Below are 22,559 nucleotides of genomic sequence, written 5' to 3'. Positions count from 1 at the left end.
GGGGGATGCGCCAATCGCGGACTTTGGTCGACGTCGGATGGACGCTTCTCGTTGCCGTTATATCGGAGTATTTTGCTCTGAAACCGTCTCAACTTTAGCGGTGGAGAGTGCAGTGTTTGTGAACCGCAGTCACAAGTTTCTGCTGTTCTTGGCAGTCGCATCTTCTCAGATGACGTTCGCGCCACGATTAAGTGCGGCAGACGACACCGTTAAAATCGACAGCGGAATGTTGCAGGGGGAGAGGTCGGGCACGGTCGTCAGCTTCAAAGGCATACCTTACGCCGCACCACCGGTTGGTGATCTGAGATGGCGCAATCCCAGGCCAATAAAGCCATGGAGCGGCACCAGGGATGCAAGCAATTTCGGTCTGTCCTGCATGCAGACCGATGACCTGCCGAAGTCAGAGGATTGTTTGACCGTCAATGTCTGGACACCCGCCAAGCGCTCCAAAACACCCCTCCCGGTGATGGTTTGGATTTACGGCGGCGCTCTTGTCCATGGAAACACCCCTCAATATCCCGGTGGCCAACTGGCCGCCCGCAAAGTTGTGTTCGTCAGCATGAATTACCGGATGGGACGGCTCGGCTACTTTGCCCATCCTGCGCTGATAAGGGAATCCCCTGACGAGCCCGTCGGCAACTATGGTTACATGGACCAGCTGGCAGCCTTGAAATGGGTCCAGCAAAATATCGAAGCCTTCGGCGGTGACCCGAAGAAAGTGACGATATTCGGAGAGTCGGCCGGTGGCGGCTCGGTGATGGCGCACATGGTATCGCCGTTGTCACGGGGGCTGTTCCGCGGCGCCATTCTCCAGTCGCCGGATATGCCTACCGCGCGTGCTGAGAGCACGTCTTTGTCACCTTTAAAAGCGGCAGAGAAAACCGCGTTGGACTATGCGGCTTCTCTGGGAATCAATGGGAGCGATGCCGACGCTCTCGCCGCCCTTCGGGCGTTGCCTGCGAAAAAGCTGACCGAAGGTGCATCGGCACAAGACGTGCTGGCAGGAATGTCGGCAGGCGAGCCCGTCATCGGCATCTCCGGCGCGATGATTGACGGGCGGTTTTTGCTCGAAACGCCGGAAGCGGCTTTTGCGGCAGGCCGTCAAGCGCCGGTTCCCGTCATCGTCGGGGCAAATAATCGTGATCTCGGCATCGGTCAGGCAGCGACGAAAGACGATCTCTTTGCGCTCTTCGGGAACCATGCAGCCGAAGCCCGGACGCTCTACGATCCCACAGGCCAACAGACGCTCGATGAGTTGAGGCAGCAGGTTCTGGCCGACAAAACGGTTGTTGAACCATCTCGCCACCTCGCTGACGAGATGATCCGCGCTGGTCAGCCGACGTGGTGGTATCGTTTCTCCTATGTCGCCGAGGCTCTCCGCAACGATCCGACATGGAAAGGCACCCTGCACGGCTTCGAAATTCCGTATACGTTCAACATTCCAAACGCACTGGTGAAAGACAAGGTGACACCTGCCGACTGGGCCATGGCCACATTGGCGAGTGCTTACTGGGTCGAATTTGCAACGAGCGGTGACCCCAATGGAGGCTCACGGCCAAAATGGCCTCACCACGACCCATCCGTCCACAGGGTCACCGACTTCACCAATCACGGCGTGACGGTCGGAGCCGATACGCTAAAGCCCAGGCTCGACCTCTGGCAAAGCTATTGGGCGGAAAAGAAGTGACGGGGGGGCGCCGGTCGCTCGGTGTGTTGCCTCTCCCATGCGGGAACCGCTGTGGCGCATAGAACGGAAACACGCTTGTCATTGTCATCCGCCTTGGGGCGGCCAGTAAAATCAACCAGTCGCCCCCTCAGCACGGGAGCCGAGTGCCGGCTCCCTGCCCAATACCATCGCGGTGGCGTCCCGCAGCTCGAGCCCTCGACACTGCGGATCGTCCCTCAGGCCTCGGATTTGAGCCTGCCGCCAACCGCCCAGGAATCCTTGGCAATCTCCGTGATCAGAATTTCCAGCGATTCCGGCGGGCACGCCAGGGTTTCGACGGCGGCCTTGGTCGCTTCGCGCGCGAAGGCGCGTTTCTGATCGTCGGTGCGGCCGGGATGCATCTGCAGGTGAAGAATGGGCATGGTTTCTCCTGGGTCATGGTTGGTAATGCCGTCGCCTTGGCGCGGGCATGACGACTATGTTGTAAATGCTCCGGTTGATAAATAAGCTTGAGGTATCGTCATTCGAAACCGACAGGTAGGCAATCATGGACAAGCTGGCCGGCATGGCGATGTTCGTCAGGGTCATCGACAATGGCAGTTTCGCGGCGGCCGCGGAGATCGCACAGGTGTCGCCGGCCATGGTTGCCAAGCACATCAAGACCATCGAGACCCGGCTCGGGGCGAAGCTGATCCATCGCACGACGCGCCGCCATCAGCTGACAGAGGTCGGCCAGCTCTATTACGAGCGGTGCAAACGCGCGCTGTCCGAAGTGGCGCTGGCCGAGGCTTCGGCAAGCGAGCTGCAGTCGGCGCCGCGCGGCCGGCTTCGGCTGGTGGCACCCGTCAGCTTCGGGACGCAAATCCTGGTGCCGGCGCTGATCGAATACCAGAACGCCTATCCCGACGTCAGCATCGAGCTGTCGCTCGACAACAATGTCCATGACCTCGTCGGCGAGGGTTTCGAGCTCGGTATCCACATCGGTCCGCTCGCCGACAGCAGCCTGGTCGCCCGCCCGCTCACACCCTACCGGCGGATTCTCGCCGCCGCGCCGGACTATCTTGCCCGCCATGGCCGGCCGGCCTCGCCGGAGGCTCTGACGAACCATCTCTGCCTTGGCCACTCCTATTGGCGCATGCAGGATCGCTGGCATCTGGTCGGGCCGGGCGGCGAACTGCGCGACGTATTGATTTCCGGAAAATTCTCGACCAACCAGGGGGCAGCACTTCGCATGGCAGCACTCAGCGGCGCCGGAATCGTGCTTCAACCGGAACTGCTGCTCGCCGCCGACATCGCCGAAGGACGGCTTGAGCAGGTGCTGCCGGAATGGTCCTACAAGCCTGTGCCCATGTCCCTCATCTATGCCCCGAACCGGCGACCGACAGCGATGTTACGCACGGTGATCGATTTCCTGGTGGACCGGTTTGGCTAAAGTCGATCGAGGCAGACATGGCTAAGGGGTTGTCTGCTCATCCATGTGGTTGCTATCCAAGCATACGTCATCGAGGTTTGACGAATTACCGGGTTCAGGCTCAGCGCGGAAACAATATATATGGTAAAACCAGTAATTCTCGTAAGCTGTCGCAAGCGCTTGGCGGCACTTTTGGCCGTCATCTCGCTATGCGGCTGCGACCCTATGCTTCAACATTTTACCGATTTTGAGTTGAACGGCGACTATAAAGCGATAGCCAGCTGCGCAACGAAGTATCTGCCCAGCAATTTTTGGCTTCGCGAAAACCATGATGATGCGAAACAAGTGAGATTTATTTCCCTCCCACCACACAAAATGCAGACCATCATCGATGTTGTCCAAACGGGAGCTGGGCGGACTCACGTCAGCGTAACGGATTGGTCGATCGGAAACGGTATGGGTGATTTGTATGGGAGCTATTTCACCTACTGTGCGTCGACGATCGCTGGATGATTGCTAAGCCATAGAGACCATTCAGCTATTTGAGCCATCCCCGCGCGGTCTACTTGACTACGTTGAGGTCGAAAGTCACGTCGCGAACAATTCCGTCTCCATAGGACTCCCTGAACGTTGCTTTGTCAGGGCCGACGTATCCGGCTGCAGAGGTATAGTAAACAACCATGCCTGCGGTTTTCACCCCAGCGCATTTGGGAGACTTCTTCGAATTCGCGAGTATGTCTTCCGGCACGACCCTTCCCGACGATGTGACCTCGGCCTCAGGCGACGGACCATCCACCGTCGACCAACAGGTTCGCGCCGGTGATCAGGCTGGCAGCCGGCGATGCCAGGAAGACGACGGCACCCACCACATCGTCGGTTTCACCGATCCGGCCGAGGGGAATGTGATCGAGCGTCGCTTTGCGATTGGCGGCGTCGGATAGAAAAGGGGCTGTACCATCCGTATGGATGAAAGTCGGCGATACGGTGTTTACGGTGACATTATAGCGTGCCCATTCGGCTGCAAGGCAGCGCGTCAGGTGATTGATTGCCGCCTTGCTCATGCAATAGATTGCCTCGCCGCGAAGCGCCACGGTGCCCGCCTGTGAGCTGATGCTGATGATCCGGCCGCCATTGCGCTTGATCATGTGACGCCCGACTGCCTGCGTCATCAGGAATGTGCCCTTGATGTTGACATCGAGGATCTCGTCAAGGTCCTTCTCTTCGACGAGTTCCGCGAGATTGCCTGGAGCCACGCCGACATTGTTGACGAGGACGTCGAGCCGGCCAAATGTCGTCAACGCTGCGTCGACGGCTTGTGCGATATGGTCTTTATTGGGAATGTCCAGTTCAACAGCGAGGACTTTTCGTCCCGCGCCCTCGAGTTCGGCGACCAGATCCGCCGACGCTGCGACATTGCGGACCCCCAAGACGATATCGGAGCCTGCCGCGGCACAGGCAAGCGCGCAAGCTCGACCGATGCCACGGCTCGCTCCCGTTATCAAAGTCACCTTGCCTTCAAGGCTGAAGTCCGGCGCATTCCTCTGCATCATGGTGCTCCCTTGATGAACCTTATTTGGACCTGGCCAATTGTGCGACTGCCGGAGTGCAAAGCGGGAAGCCTCTCGGACAATCATAGCCCCGTGCAACGCCGAACAACTCGGCCGACGCGCAAGCATCTCCGCAGAGCCCCGATCACCGCCGTGCCGGCGGCTTCGTGGCGGCGCGGCGCTGCAGCGCGAAACGCGCGGCCGAGCAGTTGACGTCGGGAACGAGATCGTAGGTCTGCTGGTAGAGGTTCCGTGCCAGCGTATTGTTGCCGCGGGTTTCCGAGGCGAAGGCGGCGAGCGCCGTGCGCTTGTAAGCCTCGACGATCGGCTCGGCGGCCTTGGCAAGTGCTGCGTCATCCGATGGTTCGGCGCTAAGCGAAAGCGCGGCATAGGTTGCCTCGCCATCCCTGCCGACGCGGCCGCCGACGGCGCCGTTGAAGCTTTGCTCGGAAACCTGGCGCATGCGCCGGGCATTCTTGATGCATGTCGGGATGCGGGCGGCTTCCGCATGGATGCGCTCGACCGTCGGGCCGCCCTCCGCGCTGCCGCTGTCCGACAGGATCACATAGCCGATGATGCCGACGATGGCGAGATAGACCACCCCCATACCGGCCAGGAAGGCCGGCTGCTTGAGGAGCGGCTTCTTCGGCTTGATCTCGCCGGCCTTGGCAGCCTCCTTCTTCGGCGCCTCCTTGGCGGCTGCCTTGACGACGAACTGGAATTCGACATCCTTGCCGAGACGGAAACTGTCGCCGGCTTTCAGCGAGGCCGTCTGCAACAGCGCTTCGCCGCGCAGCATGATCGGGTTCAGCCCCATGCGGCGGATGATGAAGCCGCCGTCGCTCTGCTTTTCAATGCGGGCGTGGATCGGCGCCAGGAACGGATCGTCGACGACGATATCGGCATTAGCAGCCCGGCCGATCGACATTTCCGGCCGGTCGAGCACATGGCTGCGGCTCTGGCCGCCGGGGCCGGTCTGCAGCAGGCTTGGTTTGTTTCCGCGAAAGAAGGAAAAGGCCATGATCAGAACATCCCACTCGACATCATCTCGACGATTGCCGGCGCCAGCACCAGAAGCAGGATCGACACGACGATCATCATCGCCGGCATGACGATCTTGGCCTTCAGCTTTTCACTGGCCCTGTCGGCCTTTTCCCAGCGGCGAAAACGCAGGTCGCGCGCATGTTCGCGCAGCAGCTCGACGCGGTTGCTGCCCTCGACTTCGCCCTGGATCACCGCGCGGATAACGCGCACCACCTCCTCGGCGGTCATGCGGCGCTCCAGCCGCTGCAGCGCCTCGACCATGCCGGTGCCGAGCGCCACGTCCTTCAGCGTCTGGTCGATCTCCTCGCTCATGACGGTGCCGGGTGCGGCCTCGGCATAGAGCCGCAGGCTTTCCGGCAGGGTCGCCTGCGCCTGCTGCGTCATGACGACGAGGTCGAGGAAATAGGGAAATTCGCGCGAGATGCGCTCCTTGCGGTCCTGCATCTTGTCGTCGGCGACGACCCAGAAATAGATGGCCGGGATCAGGCCGAGGATCAGCCCGGCCACCAGCCCGCCGATCACGCTGCCGCTGGCAATGCCGAACAGCAGGCCGAGCACGACGAAGCCGAACAGGCTCAAGACCACGAGAAGGGCGATATATTCCCGCCCGGTGACGCCGCCGAAGGGCCGGCCGCCATAGATCAGCTTCTGCTCCAGCTGCGCGCCGTAATCGGCCAGCAGCGGCTCGAAATGCGTCAGCACGAATTCAACCGGCGTGCGCATGCCGATGCTGTCGACGATATTCGGCGGCGGGCCGTCGCCGCCCGCCGACCGCCGCACCACCTGGATGCTGCCGAGCAGATCGCCGATCCACCAGACGAACAGCGCCGCGGTGATGCCGGCAAAAACCACGGCGATCGGGGCGAGGGGGATATGCGCCATCATACCGACACCTTCATCATCGAGCGCATCCAGAAGAAACCGGTGGCATAGAGAATGGCGCCGACGATGGCGATGACGATGCCGATGGCGTTGCCGAACACCTTGTCGATCAGCTCCGGCTGGCCGAAGAAGATCATCAGGATCATGAACAGCGCGCCGCCATTGACGACGCGGAAATTCATGCGCGCCTGCGATGACGAGGTGGTGATCTTCTGGTCGAGCTTCCAGATTTCCTTGAAGGATTTCGACATTTCCGTCAGCGGCTCGGAAATGTCGCCGCCCTGGCGGGCAAAGAGACCAAGCGCCGCATCGACCATCTTGAAATGCAGGCTCGGCACGTTGCGGCCGTGGCGGTCGAGCGCCTCGACCAGGCCGATGCCGAGCTTCTGTTCCCGGGCGATGCGCTCGAACTCGCGCGAGGCCGGCATCTGGCCGGTATCGGCCACCGCATTGACAGCGATGGCAAGCGGCTTGCCGGTGCGCACCGCCGAGACGATCTGGTCGACGGCGTAGGGAAGCTGCGATTCGATCTGCAGCCAGCGCCGCTGCAGAAAATAGCGGATCACGCCCTTGGGCAGGAAGATGGCGACCGGGATAGCGACGACGATGCCGAAGATCGGCCCGAAGATCAGCGAGACCACCACGAAGACGACGATCGCCGTGATGATATAAGCGAGGATCATCGTATAGGGCGGAACCGCATCGCGCCCGAAGACCTGCGCTGCCTCGCTGGCGAGCGCGATGTCACGTTCGGTGGCGCGCAGCAGCGGCGCCGGCCAGCGCACCGGCGCGCCCCAGACGAGCAGTCCCGCGGTTATAGCGCCGAGGGCGACCGTAAAGATCTGCAGAATGCTGATATTCATCGCTTCCCCCTCAAACGAACATGTCCAGTTTTTCGATTTCGCCGTCGTCGTTGAACTCGACGAGTTCGGCGACGAAGCTCGGCAGGTAGCCGGTGAAGGCATGCACCGCCTGGCCGCCGGCGCGGCCGACGAGATTGAAGATCGGCTCGACGATGATCAAGCCGGTATCCGGATCGATGCCGATCACCTCGGAGATCTCGGTGACGGCGCGGCGGCCGTTCGCCAGGCGGTTGAGCTGCACGACGAGTTCGACGGCGGCGACGATCTGCTGGCGGATCGCCATGACCGGCAGCGAGCTCTGGCCCTGCAGCACCATCACCTCCAGGCGGGTCATCATGTCCTGCGGCGTGTTGGCATGCGCCGTCGTCATCGAGCCGGCATGGCCGGTATTCATCGCCTGCAGCATGTCGATCGCCTCCGCACCGCGGCACTCGCCGACGATGATGCGGTCGGGGCGCATGCGCAGGGCGTTGCGCACGAGGTCGCGGATGGTGACGCTGGTCTCGGATTCCGCCGTCTTCGGCCGCGATTGCAGGTAGACCACATGGATGCCGTCGAGCTGCAGCTCGGACGTGTCTTCGACGGCAACGACACGCTCGCCGACCGGGATGAACTGCGACAGGCTGTTCAAGAGCGTCGTCTTGCCGGAGCCTGTGCCGCCTGAGACGACGATATTCTTGCGGGCGCGGACCGCCGCCTCGAGGAAGGCGCGCATCGGCTCGCTCAGCGCACCTGCGGTCACCAGCTTGCTGATGTCGAGCCGCGACTTGCCGCCGAACTTGCGGATGGTGAGGCAGGCGCCCTTGACCGCCAGCGGCGGAATGACGGCGTTGACGCGCGAACCGTCCGGCATGCGGAAATCGGCCATCGCCTCGCTCTCGTTGATCGAGCGGTTGGAATCGACGGCGATGCGCTCGATCACCTTCATCAGCTGCCGCTCGTTGGCAAAGGCGAAGGGATAGCGCTCCAGCAGGCCGAATTTTTCGACGTAGATCTCGTCATACCGCGTCACCATGATTTCCGAGATCACGTCGAGATCCATCAGCTCCGAGATCGTCCCCCAGCGATACATCAGCTCCTCGATATTGGAGCGCAGATGCATATGGGCGATCTCATAGCGGTCGCCGGCATTGAAAAGCGCCTGCCGGGCCTGGAAGGCGGCGCTGAAACGGCTGTCGAGCTGGGCGAAGTCGGCGCGGGTGGATTCGAAATTCAGCTTCAGCTGCAGGGCCGAGATCAGCGCCTTGCCGACGTCGAACAGGCGGCGGTTGTCCTGCTCCTCGCGGAGCAGACTTGCGGCATTCGACGAGGCGTCGCGCCGTCCCGTCCGGGCGATACGTTTTGCCAGCCAGCGATAGACGGCGTTCTTGATGACGAGGATGACCAGATCCTGCGGCGCGCCGTCGAGCGCCTCCTTGATGAACATGTCGAGCCGCTCGCGGATCCGGCCCCGCGTCTCCTCGCGGCCGAAATCGGAGGACTTCACCAGCCGGTCATATTGGGTGTCCTTTAGCAATCGCTCATGGATCTCCATCTGCAGCGCCAGCACCCGCTCCTGGTCCGGAAACTGCGTCACCGCTTCGGCGGCCGCGGCCGGCTCGACCAGTTCGATCGTGACGTTCGGCACCCAGATCGACATGCCGGCCGACACCGCCACCGGCGTCCCGGCCCGCAGCGGCTGGTCGTCGACCCGCGTCGGGTTGCGCCCATGATGCTGCACCGACCAGCCCTGGCCCGATTTCCGCAACACAAATTGCGGCGAAGAGACGTGGCTGCCGCGCAGCCGAACGACACCCGCGCCGGCCGGCAGCGTCAACGTGCTGCTCTCGCCGACGAAATAGGTCTCGTTCCAAGAAAGCGGGATCACCTCCCGCCCGCTGCCGTCCTCATAGGAAATCTTCAACAGCATGGCTCATTCCCCCGCGACGGTCACATGCGCGTCCAGTTGATGCTCGGCAGGTCCTCGACGGTATTGTCGGCCGGATTGCGCAGCACGAGGTTGAGGCTGCCGTTCGACTGGCCGAGGGCGAAAATCAGCATTTCGGCTTCCGCCGGCGTCACTTCGACGGTCACGTTGTTGTAAGTGCTGTTGGCCTTGGTGACGGCACCCTCCGCCGTCGTCGCCGCGCCGACGGCCAGCACTTTGACATTCTGCAGGAAGGTGCGGGTGACGACGCGAGTGCGCGAGCTGATGCCGAGTTTATAATCCTGCGCCTGTTTGCGGTAGGCGTTGACGTCATTCTCGTCGGCGCCGGGATATTGGGTGAGATAGTTCTTCAGCATCTGCTCGACCGGCGATGGCGGCTGGGCCGGAGCCGGCGGCTGTCCGGTCGCGGCAGGCTGCTGGCCCGGAACGGCAGGTTGGCCCGGCGCTCCCGGCTGCGCCACCGCGGCCGGCGCCACCGGCTCGACCGGTTCGTCGACCGTGCCGAGGATATCGACATAGCTGCCGGGCTCGACGAAGTGGCCGACGGCCGCAGCGGCGTTGACGGGCAGGGTGAGCGCCCGCTTGCCGGGCGCGATCATCGTCGTCAGACGCCCGCCGTCATTGTCATCGAAATACTGGAAGAGCAGCACCGAGCCCGCCGGAATGTCGGCGGCGGCCGTCCGGTCCTTCAGCCATTCCTGATAGGCGCTGGCAGCGGGAACCGCGAGCTTGGCGAGCGCCCCGAAGCTTTCCGGCAGCATCACCGGTTCGGCGAGCATATCGGGCGTGATCGCCTGTCCGCGCGTCACCTTCCGGTCGGGCTGGAGCCGCATGAAGGCGTAAGCCACCTGCTCGTTCTTGACGCTCTCGGTCCAGAAGTAGAGCAGAACGCCGGTGATGAGCCCGACGATGACGGCCGCAATGAGCTTCCAGTTCATGGTGTTATTCCTTCGACGAAGGGTTGCCGGATTTGAATGACCTCGACGGTCCTGCCGTCGGCCTTGCTGCGGGTATAGAGAACATTGGCCTCGACGCTGCCGCGCCGGCCGTAAAGCGCGGTGACCCCGCCGCGCTGAGCCGCCGGCGTCTCGATGCTGAAGCCGTCGCGGGCAAGCAGATCGGCGCGCTGATCCGACCAGCGCGCGGCGGTGAGCGTGCCTTTCGACACCACCGTGCGCGAGGTGTGGCCCTTGTCGCGATCGCCGATATCGCTCAGCACCTCGACCCCGGCCGGCGGACGCAGCGACATCGGCAGCTTGCTGACATCGGCAGGCGCCGCGAAGGCCGGCAGCGTCGAGGCGACATCGTCGAAGCGGCTCATCAGCACCTCTGTCGTCGGCGCATCGGCGGGGCGGCGGATCATGATCGAAACGCCGGGGATCGGCGCTCTTGCCGACGGATTTGCCGGGTCCTGCCGTCTGAGATAATCGAGGGCGGCCTCGCCGTCGCCGTCGAAGAAGCGGACGACCACGGCGAGGTCGTCGCGGATGCGGCTTACCTTTGGGACGATCAGCATATTGGCGGCGATGACGGCGGTCAGCTCTTGCCTGTCATTGCTCTTGGGAAGGGCAGGCCTTGTATTGACGGCCAGCACCCGCAGCCATTCGTCGGTGATATCGGAAATGCTCCGATCGCTCTGGTAGGGCGTGAACTCCAGCGGCTGGCCGTTGATGACGAGATCGCGCGGCGCGCGCTCCGGCGCGCCGAGGATGCCGGCCAGCATCGAATTCAACGTCGCCCGGAAATCCTTGTAGACCTCCGCATGGCCCGGTGTTGCCACGGCGATGGCGAGCCCGATGACGAGCGCCCAACCAGTGAGATGGCCAATGAGATGGCCGGCAAAACGGAAGGAGATGCGCGCGCCCTGTCCCATCTTATTTCGCTCCCGGAAAGACGCCGTCGAAGAGATCGCCGGAATCGTCGGCGACATCGCGGATTTCCCGGCGCACCGTCGGATCGTAGCCGCGGCGCGTGGTCTCGTTGTTGTGCGAGGCAAACAGCGTTGCGTCGTCCACCGTAAACGCATCCTTCCAGCGCAGGCTCCTGATCGTGTCGAGATCGTCGGAATCCCTGAACTTGTAGACGCGGTCGGCGGTCGCCGTGACCAGCTGCGGCTTCTCATCGGCGAGGTCGCCGACCATATCGCCGAAGTCGCGGCCGTCGCTCTTCAGGGTGTTCTGCACGTCGTCCCAGACAAAGCTACGCTGAGGTTCACCGCCGCCTTCATGCGACGGCGTGCGCGAGCAGCTCATGGCGTCGCGTCCGGGCAGCGCCGGCAGAGCCGGGATCGGGAAGACGTTGGAGAAGTCGGAGGTGCAGTCCAGCCCGTTCGCCTCGGCGAAGGCAGCGTTGCGCATCGCGAGCATGGTGCCGACCTTCTTGGTGGAAATCCTGTTCGCATGGATGACGAAAATCACGATCAGCAGGATGACCGGCGCCGCGAGCACGAATTCGATCGAGGCAAGCCCGCGCCTGTCGCGGTGCAGCCGCATCATCAGGCCGCCGGCCGGCGCGCCGCCTGCATGCTCAGTGTGTGTTGACGGCAGCCCAGGCATTGGCTCCTCCCTGGTCGAAGACACGGGTCAGGCCGGTATAACTGTCGGCGGCCGGGCTCTGCTTGATGGTGTTCGAAACCGCGCCGATATCGTCGGCGAGCGTGGCCGGGGCGAGCGATGCGAGCCAGTCCTGGGTGTAGAGATCGAAGGCCGTGTAATTGTGGACCCAGCTCTGTGCGAACGCATAGGCGGACGGTGTCTTGTCCTTGAAGATGCGGATCTGCAGCCGGGCACGGGGCGCGCGCGAAACGATCGCCAGGGTCTGATAGTCGTCGAGTTGCTCGCCGCCGAAGGGCGTGAAGTTGAACGGGACGCGTCCCTTCAGCCAGTAAGGCTTGGGGAAGGAGACCACAGGCAGGCTAGCACCCGCCACCGAGATCGCGCCGCCCGCCGGGCCGCAGACCTGGTTCCAGATCATGTCGAACTTGCGGGTGAAATCGTTCTCGTCTTTTGTCTGCTTGTCGGAATAGCGCGGTGGCACGTCGATCGGCAGCTGGAAGGGGTTTACGATGCCGAATTCGATGCCGAAGAATTCCTCCGCGACAAAGAAGCTGCCATCGAGCAGAAGTTCCTGCCACCAGCTGAGATCGGCATATTGCTCGATGATCGCCTTGAACGGGATCTTGCTCAGATAGGCCGGGCCGAAGGCTTCATAGAAGATGTAGAACTCCACCAGCTGATCGTCGATGCCGCTCTCGTGGTTGACCCAGTCGCGGATATGGCTGCCGTCGACGCCGCCGGCCGTCAGCGGACCCTTGCCGTTGGGGAAGCCGCGGTTGGCGAACTCGCCGCGCATGAGCAGCGGATCCTGTCCCTGGGTGCCATTGGCCATGGCAAGGCACATTTCGGCATAGGCAGCGGCTGGATTGATGCCGTCGCGATCGACCGGCAGGTTGCCGCCCGCACCCTCTCCGGCGTCGTTGCAGGACTCGCACGGCGGATGGAAGACGACATGATCCGACTTGTTCAGGCGCACCAGATGCAGGGCCTCGTTGCCGACCCGCTGCGGGAAGCTCTCGACGAGGTAATCGTTGAGGTCGTTCATCGCATCGATGATGTCGCTTGATTTGTTGATGAGACCCCAGGGATCGTATTTGACTTGCGCCGCCACCGTATAGGCAATCGCCTTGGTGGCCTCCGTCGCCCGGAATCCCTGGAACGCCAGGCAAGCGCCGTAGATGATGCCGCCGACGATCGGGACCTTTTGCCAGCCGGGGCAATAGGGCATGGGCGGCATCGGCGGCAGCAGCGATGCCGGGCCGAAGCCTTCCGTGAAGGAATATTCGGCGAGTTTCGCCAGAATGACACCCGAGCGCAGGGCCAATTCCGCTGTCGTAAGCTGGTAGGCGACCGACGTCGCCATGACGACGGTTGCTTGCGAGGAAGCGACGTTGTTCATCGCCATGATGTTGAGATAGCGGGCTTCCCAGTCGGCATGGACGAGAGCGGCGGCGTCGGCGGTATCCTGCGTGCGCTGCTTGTCGTAGATCATCTGGCCGGTATTCAGGATCCAGACGATCATCAATGCCAGCGCGATCGTCATGTAGAGGATGATCGGCGAGAGGAAGCCGCGTTCGTCGCGGTGCAGACGTTTGATGAGGGTCGGTGTCATAGCAGGTTCACCTCCGCCGTCGAGATCGTGTAGTAACGGCCGTCCTTCCGCTGGCCGCGGGCAAAGACCCAGCCGGCATATTCGAGCAGCAGGAAGCGCGCTTCCACCTTGGCGGTAACCGGCACGTGCGGCGAACGGTTGATGGCGGCATAGAGCGCCATCGGCGCGCGATCGACGGTGACGGTGACGTTCTGCGGATCGAACATGTAGCGGGCCTGGTTGTGCATCGCGCGCCAGTTCTTCGAAAGGCCCGAGGCATCGGCAAGGCTCTTCAGCGCCTCTTCCGGTGGCTGGCAGGCGCCGACGCATTTCAGCTGGTCGTAGGGTGCGGCCGGGATCAGCGCCAGGCGGGCGGCAAGATCGGCCTTGCCGGCAGCGGCATCGTCATCGCAGGTCTTGGCGTCGATTAGGCTCCGGATGGTGATCGGCAGGGCCGGGCAGAAATAGACGCGGGCGCTGCGCGCCGCCGCATAGGCGGCATAATGGGTGAAGAGGTGGTTCTTGGCTAGGATGGTGAACTGGAAGACCACGAACATGAAGAAGACGAAGACCGGGGTGACGAGCACGAAATCCATCATCGTCGTGCTGCCGGATGTATCGCCGTGCAGCTCCGATATCCGACGCCGGCGGGCGGAAAGTCGCGGCAGCAGCAGCATCGAGGCAAGCAGCATCATGGCGATCGCGAAGGTGCCGAAGAGCGCGCCGTGATCCTCGGGGATCCAGAAGGTCCGCGAGTGCAGGATCGAACTCCAGAAGGCACCGTCGAAGAGGGGGCGTTCGAGTTCCGCGCGCATTGCCGTTACCTCACGAGTGAAAGAGGGGTGAAATCAGGCATGAAAAGGCACCAGAGAAGTCCGAGCGCAGCGGCAACGCCGAAGCGGACGGTATGATGGGTTTCGCGCGGCTTCAGCACCGAAGCGGCATCGCGGAAACCGGCGGGCAGGAGCAGCGCGAACAGTCCGACCGTTCGGGCCAGCACGCTCCACTGAACACGCCGCGCCATGGAGAAAACGGCGATCACGCCGCCGACCATCAGCGATGCAAGGGTGACGTCGATGGCGGGCCACAGGCCGAGAATGGCGCCGAGCGCCGCCATCAGCTTGACGTCGCCGCCGCCGCAGCTTCCGGCTGCGAAGGCGATGATGAAGATCAGGCCTGAAGCAAGCAGGCCGGCAAAGGCAAGGCCGATCCCCGCCAGACCGCCGCTGACGGCTGCCAGCATGAAGCCGGTAAGCAGGCAGGGATAGGTCACGGCGTTCGGGATGTGACCATGGCGGTGATCGAGCACCGCCGCGGTCATGGTGCAGGCGACGGCAAGCGCCGCCGCTGCAGGCATCAGGGTCAGATCATAGGTGGTATCCATGATCCCGTCCACTTATTGACCCGGCTCGGGAATTCTCTCGGCATCCGAGAGCGCCGTGTTCTTTTCGTTGAACCATTCGCCGATCTGTTTGCCGAATGCGAGCAGGAGCAGCATCAGCGGAATGACGATCAGCGCGACGGCCAGGACGATCTGGGCCATGTCGCCGCGTTCGTCCTTGTGAAGTGCAATTGCGAGAGTCTTGAGTTTTCCAAACATCTGCGTATTCCTCGTTCCTAGGTTTGTTTCGGATCGAAGACCTTCGTGAAGATGAAGCAAGCATACGCTATCGATCCGAACCAGCACGTTGCTCGTTCCAATGATATTTTCTGCTTCAGCTTATCTTCCCCGGCGGCCAACGCTTGTTGAGCAACACCATTAAGACCCAAGAGTGCGCCCAAGGCCAGCCCTCCGTCAAGCAAACGAAACGAAGGGTTCCAATTGTCTTGGAGGCATCGCTGGCAGAATCGCAGTTGACGCCGGATATTCTTAACTAACCGTTTGAACCGGCTGCAGTTTTACCGGCGGAAACGAAGTTTTGGGCGGCCTTGTGCGGCTTCGTCTACTGCTCCATAATTGGTCAATTCTTTCAAAGCGATAGAAGAAATGGCGCGCCGCGCGCACAAAGGCTGCCTTCGCGGAGCCCAACCATGGCGTTATTTGAGGATCTGGATTAAGCTTTCCTCAAATGGCGGGCATGGTCCGCCAGTCGATCCGGAGAGAAAACGATGGAAACGATGAGCAGCATCTTGATACTTGGATTGGTCCTCATTCCACTGATGATGTTCTTTCCGACCGCCGTTCAGATGATGGCGACACTGTTCGGCATGAGCACGGTTCTGGTGGGGATGCCGCTCTGATGAAGGCCGTTTCCGACGACGCTGCCGAACAGGCAACCTTCCAGGTCCTGACCCGAGCGCTGGACAAGTTGCTCGGGCCGATCCGCTTTCTCCTCGAGGATCCGAGCGTTTCCGAAATCCTGATCAACGGCACATCCGACATCTTCGTCGAAAGGCGCGGCAAGCTCGAACGCGCCGATACGCGTTTTGCCAGCCGCGAGGATCTGGAATCGGCCGCGCGCAGCATCGCGCAATTCTCCGGCAAGCGGCTGACGCCGGAGGAGCCGAGCGTCGAGGCCCGCCTGCCGGACGGGTCGCGCGTGCAGATGATCCAGCCGCCGGCCGCCCGCACCGGGCTCTGCATTTCCATTCGCCGCTTTCTGAAGGAACATCGCAGCATCCGCGATCTCGTCACCCAGGGCAGCCTGACCGAGGAGTCGCTGTCGCTGCTGCAGGCGGCCGTCGGGCTACAGAAGAACGTCATCATCTCCGGCGGCACCGGCACCGGCAAGACGACGATGCTAAACGCGCTGTCGGAAGCCTTTGCCGACCACGAGCGCATCATCGTCATCGAGGACACGTCGGAACTGCAGATCCGCAAGGAGCACGTCGTCTATCTCGAAGTGACGAAGCCCGACCGTTTCGGCCGCGGCGGCGCCAGCATCCGCGACCTGTTCCGCTCATCGCTGCGCATGCGGCCCGACCGCATCATCGTCGGCGAATGCCGCGGCGGCGAGGCGCTCGATATGATCCAGGCGATGACCTCGGGCCACAGCGGCAGCCTTTCGACGGTGCATGCGAACACGCCCTATGACGCGCTGCACCGGCTGGAAACCTTAGCGCTGATGTCCGACATCGATATGCCGCTGCGGCCGCTGCGCGCCCAGATCGCCTCGGCGGTCGACGTCGTCGTGCAGATCGCCCGCTTCAAGCGCACCGGCAGACGCCGGGTGATCGAGATTTCCGAGATCAAGGGCCTCAACAATGACGGCCAGTATATCGTCGAAAGCATCTACAAGCTCGAGGGCGACGGCCATTCCAATTCCGATGGCGCATTGCTGTGGACCGGCGTCGTCCCGAGCTTCGCCACCGACGCGATCGAAGAGCTGCAAGGCGCGGAGCGATCGGAGTGGATGAAGGCCGAAGCCGCGGTGCGGGCAACGGCTTGAAATCTATTGGCGGACGCCAACTGCATGATGCATTCGAGGGAAGGGAAGGCAAACCTGGTTGCCTTCCCTGGTGTTTACCGGCGCTTGTTGCGCCAAGGCGCGTTCTTCTGCCAGTCGCCGGCCATGATGCTCCCGTAGGGGATCACCTCGTCGACCATATCGGCGAGGCCGTAGTGCTCGATCTGCGCCCGCACGTTCGCAGCGTTCTTGTAGGCACTCGGCAATTCCGACACATCGGCGAAACCGGAGAAGAACCGCGCGTCGAGACCGCTTGTTTCCTTCTCCAGAATAGCCGCGATGTTGTTCGGGCTCAGACCGCGCGAATCCGCCCCATATTCCGCAGACAGCTGCCTCATATGTGCGCTGCGCGAAAAGTTACGGCCGGCGCCATGCGGCGAGAAGCCGAGGCCATGGGCAGCGTTCGAGCCGCGAACGATCAGGATCGGTTCCGCCATATTGAGCGGAATGATGGTCAGATCGGTCGCGTCATGCGCCCAGTTGTCGAAGGCAGGGGTCGCACCCTTTCCGTGGTAGAACAGCCCGTCCGACTTCCGGAAGACGAAATTATGCTCGTTCCAGAAGCGGTCCGCGACCTTGGCCGAGAGCCTTTCCGCCGCCATGTCGTGAAGGACATAGTGGTTTTCCCTGGTCCACTGGCGGATCGTCTGCAGCGCCGACCAGTAAAGGTCACCTTCCTTGGTATCCGCCGGAATCCAGGCATTTTCCCGATGCGTCTCGGGCGAGATGCGTTCTCGAAACCGGTTGGCGACCTTCATGCCTCTGTCGTAGAGCCGCGCTCCCGGTGCCCGCGATCCATGATGGGTCACAAGCGCGGTTTCGCCGGTCGACTTCATCGTCCCGACATAGGCGAAATGATTGCCGTCGCCCTGGGTGGCGAAATGCTCGATGCCGGCGCTCAGCACGCCGTCGCGCAGATAAGGATTCTGCTCGAAGGCCGAAAGCGTCGCCTCGGAAGGCTTCAGCTGGGCGCCGCGCGGACGACCGCCGGGACCGAAATGCGTCACGGCATGCACGGCATCCAGAAGCGACTTCGGGTCTGTGCCAGGAAAGATCGAGATCGCCATGGAGCAGCAGATATCGGCCGAATGCATGCCGGGATGGATCGCTTCGGACGCAACCACACCGCCGACCGGGATCGTTCCCACCGGACCAGCCGGGCAAGCGTCCGGCATGATCGCCGCGGAACGGACGACGGGTGTGCGCACCAGCGCCCGCATCGTCGCATTGACCTTCTCGACATTGTCCTGCTCAAAGGCGTTCTCGGCACGGATATTGGAATAGATCTCGATATCGTTATCGGCCCTCAAGGCAAGCGTCGGCCCGGGCTGGAAGGCTTTTGCCGCTTCCAGCGCATCCGCCACCGAACCACCCTTGCTCAAAACCGCGTTGGCCGCGTCGAGAGCCGGGCGAAACCACTTCCCCTGGCTCATGCCGGCATCGATCAAATCCTGTCCGCTCATTACCGCTATCATTGTCTTTTCTGCGTCTGCAGTCCTTCTTGTTCCGTTGCTTCTCTTCACACCACCTGGGCGACGAGCATTGCCGGAGATCTCTCTCGCCGCACGCATTCCATGATCATGGCGCGATGCGGCCCCTGTAGTCACCGGTGGCATTCGCCCAGGGCCTTTCTTCATCACCCCGGCGACGAGATGTGGCAGGACAATTTACTGAGCTACGCGCTCCCTTCGGAAGCGCGGGATGATTTGAACACCCGACCTGCCTGCCGGAAATCCAGCGAGCCGCTCTATCCCTGTAGTCCTGCCGGCATTCGCCGGGGTAGTTCGTTCCTGCATGGCAGGAAGTTGCAGCGGCGACGAGGATGGACGAAACCGGATGGCCCCGCTCGTGCCAGAGAGCGTATGCCCAGGAGGAGTCGAACCTGCCAGACCATCCAACGTTGGCGGCTGTAGTTCCGTCCGGCATTCGCCACTGCAATTCCCATTATGGCGACAAGTGACCAAGAAACTTCCCGCTACCAGAGGGATGTACAATCCCCTGCAGGATTCGAACCTGCCGCGGCCATGTAGTTCCCCATGCATTCGCCATGTCATTCGATTCGTCCGTGACGACGAGGTGTGGTGAAACATCCTGCTCTATCCGCTGAGCTACGGGTCCATGAATTGGAGGCCCGACGGGATTCGAACCCGCGACCTGGAGATTTAACGATCTGTAGTTTCATCCGGCATTCGTCACGGTTCCCCGCGCCGGTCACGGCGGCGCGAGGGTATTGCTTCCTGTGAGCCCGTCAGAGCGCGATCGCCTCGATGGCTTTCACCCAGCCATCCGCTCCGTTGCTATTGGCCGCGAAAGCCGTGATCACTCCGTAGACGGCATCCGAGAAGCCGCCGATATTGAGCACGTCTTCCCGCGTCGGCGCCTCGGTCGTGGCATGGGGCTGGATGTCGAGGCAGACCAGCTTTGCAGCCGGGTTGACCCGCTTGATCCTGGCCCATTCGGTCATGACAGCCGTCGGCTGTCCGCTCCCGCGCGCATCCACCCAGGACTCATTGTCCGAGATGAACACCACGAGATCGACCTTGGCCTTCTCGTTTGCCAGCCTCTTCAGCGGTGCGGAGCAGTTGGTTCCGCCGCCGCCGATTTTCGCCAGCTTACCGGCATTGGTCATCACCGAACCCCGCTTGTTGAGGCTGACATGCACCACGTCATTCTCGAACGGCAGCACCCGCGCCTTCGGGTTGCGCTGCAGGAACGCCGCGGTCATCAGACCGGCGACATCGATGCAGCGAACCGAGGACGTCGCGCCCTTGCGGTAGCCGGTCACGGGCGAACCCATGGAACCCGACACGTCGGGGCACAGCACCACATTGCCCGTCAGGGACGGCACGTTGGCGATGGCGATATCCATCGCCTCCTGAAGCGCATCCCGCACGACATCCGGAACCTGGCCGTCGACCATCTTCCACGCCATCATCAGCTGATAGGGGAAGACCTTTGCCTTGCGGATTTCCTCCGGATCGGCAAGCCGCGCCGCCAGCGCCTCGGCAAAACCCTCGACCTCGAACACGCCGTTGCGTGCAAAGGTGTTGAGGTTCTGCCGCACCATCTGCCAGCCGCCCTTGCGGGCGATTTCGACCCAATGCTCCCGCGTCAGCGGCAGCGAGGTCAGCATCTGGAACGGAACATCAGGCACCGGCGCCGTCTGGTCGCGTCGGAACGCTTCCAGTGCCTTGACGAGCTCAGGCAGTGCCGCGTAGTCGTGCGGCTTGCCGATCGCCCGGGCATAAAGCGCCTTGCGCTCCTCCGTCGCCGGCTTCGGATGCACCATGCGGATGACGTCGGCGAGCGAAGGATCGTTTCCGACCATCGCACGCAGGATCTGCTCGGTGCTCGCCCGTTCGAGCCACGCCTGCACCACCTTCTTCGGACGTGTGCCGAGGGACTTCCGACCCGTGGCGCCGGAGCGCATGACCTGCACGAAGCCGCGCAGCATCTTGCCGCTCTTCACCACCCGCGGGAATGCACGGGCGAAGGCGTCGCTCTGAAGGCTGGAGAGCATGGCGAGCAACGTCACCGGCATGTCCTTCATCTGCCCCTTCTCAGCGGCGTAAACAGCCACCTTGGCGAGAAATTCTGGCTCGACCTGAAGGGCAAGCGTCTTTACCGCGTCGAGCTGCTCGGCCCCATCCGCATAGAAGGTGCCGTTGAAGGTGCCGGTCACAGCATATTGCGCCAGCGCCTCGCGCGGCGTCAGCTGGTAGGCCGGAGCCGCTTCATGATTTTTTGTATCCGTTCCCGGAAGCAGTTTCCCGAGATAGGTTTTGAAGATCGCCTTGTTGACCATGACGGCACCTCTTGTTGGGTTCATGCCAGATACATTTCAAGACGCGTGCCAGTTTGGAGAAAAGAGCGAGGCATACACGAAACTTTCGTTCATCTGCTTGTTTTAAAAGGAGAAATTTTTACGCCACATCGAACGCAATCATGAATTGCGAAAATCCGTATCCAGATTATATTATCGCATATTATATCACTTTATAGTTCTGGATAAGACATGAAGCGCCGCGTCGCCATCAGCATATTGGGAACCACCCTGGATGCAGGGAAATGGGAAAACCGCTGGAGTCGCTGGCGGCCCAGTGTCGCGCTTTGCCAGCAGCCGGGCCTGTTCATCGACCGGCTGGAACTGATCCACGACAACCGCTCGCAAGCTCTCTGTCACCGTATCGTTGCCGACATCGAAACCGTGGCGCCGGCGACGGAGGTGCGGAGCAACGTCATCAACTTCCGGGACCCCTGGGATTTTTCCGAGGTCTATACGAGCCTCAGGGACTTTGCCCGCAATTACAACTTCGACCCCGACACGGAAGACTATCTCGTCAACATCACCACCGGCACCCATGTGGCCCAGATCTGCTGGTTCCTGCTGACCGAAGCCCGCATCATTCCCGGCCAGCTGCTGCAGCTCTCGCCGCCGCGCGAGCGGGAACCGGAGCAGGATTTCGCCGGCACACATCGGATCATCGACCTCGACCTTTCCCGCTATGACGAGATCGCCAAGCGCTTCGCTTCCGAGCGGGAAGACGCCGCCTCTTTCCTGAAATCGGGAATTTCGACCCGCAACGCCGCCTTCAACAGAATGATCGACGAGATCGAAAGGGTGGTGATCCGCTCGACGGCGCCCGTTCTCCTGACCGGCCCGACCGGCGCCGGCAAGTCGCAACTTGCCCGCCGGATCTACGAGTTGAAGAAGAGCCAGCGCAAGGTCAGTGGCCCCTTCATCGAGGTCAACTGCGCGACGCTGCGCGGCGACCAGGCCATGTCCACCCTGTTCGGCCATGTGAAGGGAGCGTTTACCGGCGCCGCCGGCGAGCGTGCCGGTTTGCTCAAATCCGCCAACAAGGGCGTGCTGTTCCTCGACGAGATCGGCGAACTCGGCCTCGACGAACAGGCCATGTGCCTGCGCGCGATCGAGGAAAAGAAGTTCCTGCCCGTGGGCGCCGATCGGGAAGTGTCGGCGGAGTTTCAGCTGCTGGCCGGCACCAATCGCGATCTCGGCGAGGATGTCCGAAAGGGAAGGTTTCGCGAAGATCTCTATGCCCGCCTGAACCTCTGGACCTTCCAACTGCCCGCCCTGCGGGAACGCAAGGAAGACATAGAGCCCAATCTCGACTTCGAGCTGAGGCGTTATCTGGAACGAGAAGGCGAAAATGTCACCTTCAACAAGGAAGCACGCCAACGCTATCTCACGTTCGCAACTGGCCCGCAGGCCGTCTGGAGCGCCAATTTTCGCGACCTGTCGGCTTCGGTAACCCGCATGGCGACCCTCGCGCCGCATGGGCGCATCACGACCGACGTCGTTGACGATGAAGTCCGACGGCTGAATGCGTTTTGGCGCAGCTCAAGCGACGACGGCGGGGTGGATCTGATCCTTGAAGACGTGCTGGGTACGGAAACCGCCGCTCGCCTCGATCGCTTCGACGCAGCACAGCTTGCCGCTGTTCTTCAAACCTGTCGTCAACATGCCACGGCAAGCGCGGCGGGCAGAGCCTTGTTCGCGATATCGCGATTGGAGAAAAAGAGCAGCAACGACGCCGATCGCCTGAGCAAATATCTCGCGCGTTTCAGCCTCAGATTCGAGGACGTCAAGAGACCCTGATAAGGGCTTATGCTGGGATGAACGCCAATCATCTCTTTCGGTCATG

General features: G+C 62.1%; 20 protein-coding genes. 5 read left to right on the top strand and 15 right to left on the bottom strand.

The window, feature by feature from the left end; translation table 11 throughout:
* Positions 1–112 precede the first annotated feature (112 nt).
* Positions 113–1,687, top strand: a complete 1,575-nt coding sequence (locus QMO82_RS32530; RefSeq protein WP_183608787.1) for a carboxylesterase/lipase family protein — start codon at positions 113–115, stop codon at positions 1,685–1,687.
* A gap of 215 nt (positions 1,688–1,902) precedes the next feature.
* On the opposite strand, the gene QMO82_RS32525 is transcribed toward QMO82_RS32530, so the two are convergent.
* On the bottom strand, positions 1,903–2,088 hold the full coding sequence (locus tag QMO82_RS32525; RefSeq protein ID WP_097616603.1) for a 4-oxalocrotonate tautomerase: 186 nt from the start codon (positions 2,086–2,088) through the stop codon (positions 1,903–1,905).
* A gap of 125 nt (positions 2,089–2,213) precedes the next feature.
* Here QMO82_RS32525 and QMO82_RS32520 point away from each other — a divergent pair, with 125 nt between their 5' ends.
* Complete coding sequence (locus QMO82_RS32520) at positions 2,214–3,098, top strand: LysR family transcriptional regulator (protein WP_183608786.1); 885 nt, start codon at positions 2,214–2,216, stop codon at positions 3,096–3,098.
* Between the two features lie 120 nt (positions 3,099–3,218).
* On the top strand, positions 3,219–3,590 hold the full coding sequence (locus QMO82_RS32515) for a hypothetical protein (RefSeq protein ID WP_183608785.1): 372 nt from the start codon (positions 3,219–3,221) through the stop codon (positions 3,588–3,590).
* Positions 3,591–3,853: 263 nt separating this feature from the next.
* On the opposite strand, the gene QMO82_RS32510 is transcribed toward QMO82_RS32515, so the two are convergent.
* From QMO82_RS32510 to QMO82_RS32455, 12 genes are all read right to left on the bottom strand, one after another.
* Complete coding sequence (locus tag QMO82_RS32510; RefSeq protein WP_183608784.1) at positions 3,854–4,624, bottom strand: SDR family NAD(P)-dependent oxidoreductase; 771 nt, start codon at positions 4,622–4,624, stop codon at positions 3,854–3,856.
* A 145-nt stretch (positions 4,625–4,769) separates the two neighbouring features.
* Complete coding sequence (locus QMO82_RS32505; protein WP_183608783.1) at positions 4,770–5,645, bottom strand: FHA domain-containing protein; 876 nt, start codon at positions 5,643–5,645, stop codon at positions 4,770–4,772.
* Between the two features lie 2 nt (positions 5,646–5,647).
* Positions 5,648–6,553, bottom strand: a complete 906-nt coding sequence (locus tag QMO82_RS32500; RefSeq protein ID WP_183608782.1) for a type II secretion system F family protein — start codon at positions 6,551–6,553, stop codon at positions 5,648–5,650.
* Positions 6,550–7,413 carry a type II secretion system F family protein gene (locus QMO82_RS32495; protein WP_183608781.1) on the bottom strand — a complete coding sequence of 288 codons (864 nt, stop codon included), beginning with the start codon at positions 7,411–7,413 and terminating at the stop codon, positions 6,550–6,552. Before QMO82_RS32495 ends, QMO82_RS32500 begins: the two co-directional genes overlap by 4 nt.
* A 10-nt stretch (positions 7,414–7,423) precedes the next feature.
* Complete coding sequence (locus QMO82_RS32490; protein WP_283196658.1) at positions 7,424–9,322, bottom strand: ATPase, T2SS/T4P/T4SS family; 1,899 nt, start codon at positions 9,320–9,322, stop codon at positions 7,424–7,426.
* Positions 9,323–9,342: 20 nt separating this feature from the next.
* Positions 9,343–10,278 carry a Flp pilus assembly protein CpaB gene (locus QMO82_RS32485; RefSeq protein ID WP_183608779.1) on the bottom strand — a complete coding sequence of 312 codons (936 nt, stop codon included), beginning with the start codon at positions 10,276–10,278 and terminating at the stop codon, positions 9,343–9,345.
* Positions 10,275–11,213 (bottom strand): hypothetical protein, encoded by a 939-nt coding sequence (locus QMO82_RS32480; RefSeq protein WP_183608778.1) that lies wholly within the window; start codon positions 11,211–11,213, stop codon positions 10,275–10,277. Before QMO82_RS32480 ends, QMO82_RS32485 begins: the two co-directional genes overlap by 4 nt.
* Before the next feature lies 1 nt (position 11,214).
* Entirely contained in the window at positions 11,215–11,895 is a 681-nt protein-coding gene (locus QMO82_RS32475) for a TadE/TadG family type IV pilus assembly protein (RefSeq protein WP_183608777.1), read from the bottom strand.
* Complete coding sequence (locus tag QMO82_RS32470) at positions 11,867–13,507, bottom strand: TadE/TadG family type IV pilus assembly protein (RefSeq protein WP_183608776.1); 1,641 nt, start codon at positions 13,505–13,507, stop codon at positions 11,867–11,869. Before QMO82_RS32470 ends, QMO82_RS32475 begins: the two co-directional genes overlap by 29 nt.
* Positions 13,504–14,301 (bottom strand): TadE/TadG family type IV pilus assembly protein, encoded by a 798-nt coding sequence (locus tag QMO82_RS32465; protein WP_183608775.1) that lies wholly within the window; start codon positions 14,299–14,301, stop codon positions 13,504–13,506. The genes QMO82_RS32470 and QMO82_RS32465 overlap by 4 nt, the downstream gene beginning before the upstream one ends.
* A 5-nt stretch (positions 14,302–14,306) precedes the next feature.
* Positions 14,307–14,870 carry a prepilin peptidase gene (locus tag QMO82_RS32460; RefSeq protein ID WP_097616635.1) on the bottom strand — a complete coding sequence of 188 codons (564 nt, stop codon included), beginning with the start codon at positions 14,868–14,870 and terminating at the stop codon, positions 14,307–14,309.
* Positions 14,871–14,882: 12 nt separating this feature from the next.
* Positions 14,883–15,086, bottom strand: coding sequence for a hypothetical protein (locus QMO82_RS32455; RefSeq protein WP_018246152.1), 204 nt, complete (start codon positions 15,084–15,086; stop codon positions 14,883–14,885).
* 469 nt (positions 15,087–15,555) lie between these two features.
* Here QMO82_RS32455 and QMO82_RS32450 point away from each other — a divergent pair, with 469 nt between their 5' ends.
* A complete protein-coding gene (locus QMO82_RS32450; RefSeq protein ID WP_246718344.1) occupies positions 15,556–16,875 on the top strand; it encodes a CpaF family protein in 1,320 nt (439 codons plus the stop codon).
* A 74-nt stretch (positions 16,876–16,949) separates the two neighbouring features.
* Here the strand turns inward: QMO82_RS32450 and QMO82_RS32445 are convergent, their stop codons facing one another.
* Both QMO82_RS32445 and QMO82_RS32440 read right to left on the bottom strand, forming a co-directional pair.
* Complete coding sequence (locus QMO82_RS32445) at positions 16,950–18,356, bottom strand: RtcB family protein (protein WP_183608774.1); 1,407 nt, start codon at positions 18,354–18,356, stop codon at positions 16,950–16,952.
* Between the two features lie 785 nt (positions 18,357–19,141).
* Complete coding sequence (locus tag QMO82_RS32440; RefSeq protein ID WP_183609058.1) at positions 19,142–20,698, bottom strand: RNA-binding protein; 1,557 nt, start codon at positions 20,696–20,698, stop codon at positions 19,142–19,144.
* 210 nt (positions 20,699–20,908) lie between these two features.
* On the opposite strand from QMO82_RS32440, the gene rtcR reads away from it, so the two are divergent.
* Positions 20,909–22,513 (top strand): RNA repair transcriptional activator RtcR, encoded by a 1,605-nt coding sequence (rtcR, locus tag QMO82_RS32435; protein ID WP_183608773.1) that lies wholly within the window; start codon positions 20,909–20,911, stop codon positions 22,511–22,513.
* The last annotated feature ends 46 nt before the right edge of the window (positions 22,514–22,559 follow it).

This window comes from Rhizobium sp. BT04 (genome assembly GCF_030053135.1).
GTDB classification, from domain to species: Bacteria; Pseudomonadota; Alphaproteobacteria; order Rhizobiales; family Rhizobiaceae; genus Rhizobium; species Rhizobium binxianense.
This window is presented reverse-complemented; position numbering and strand designations above follow the sequence as displayed.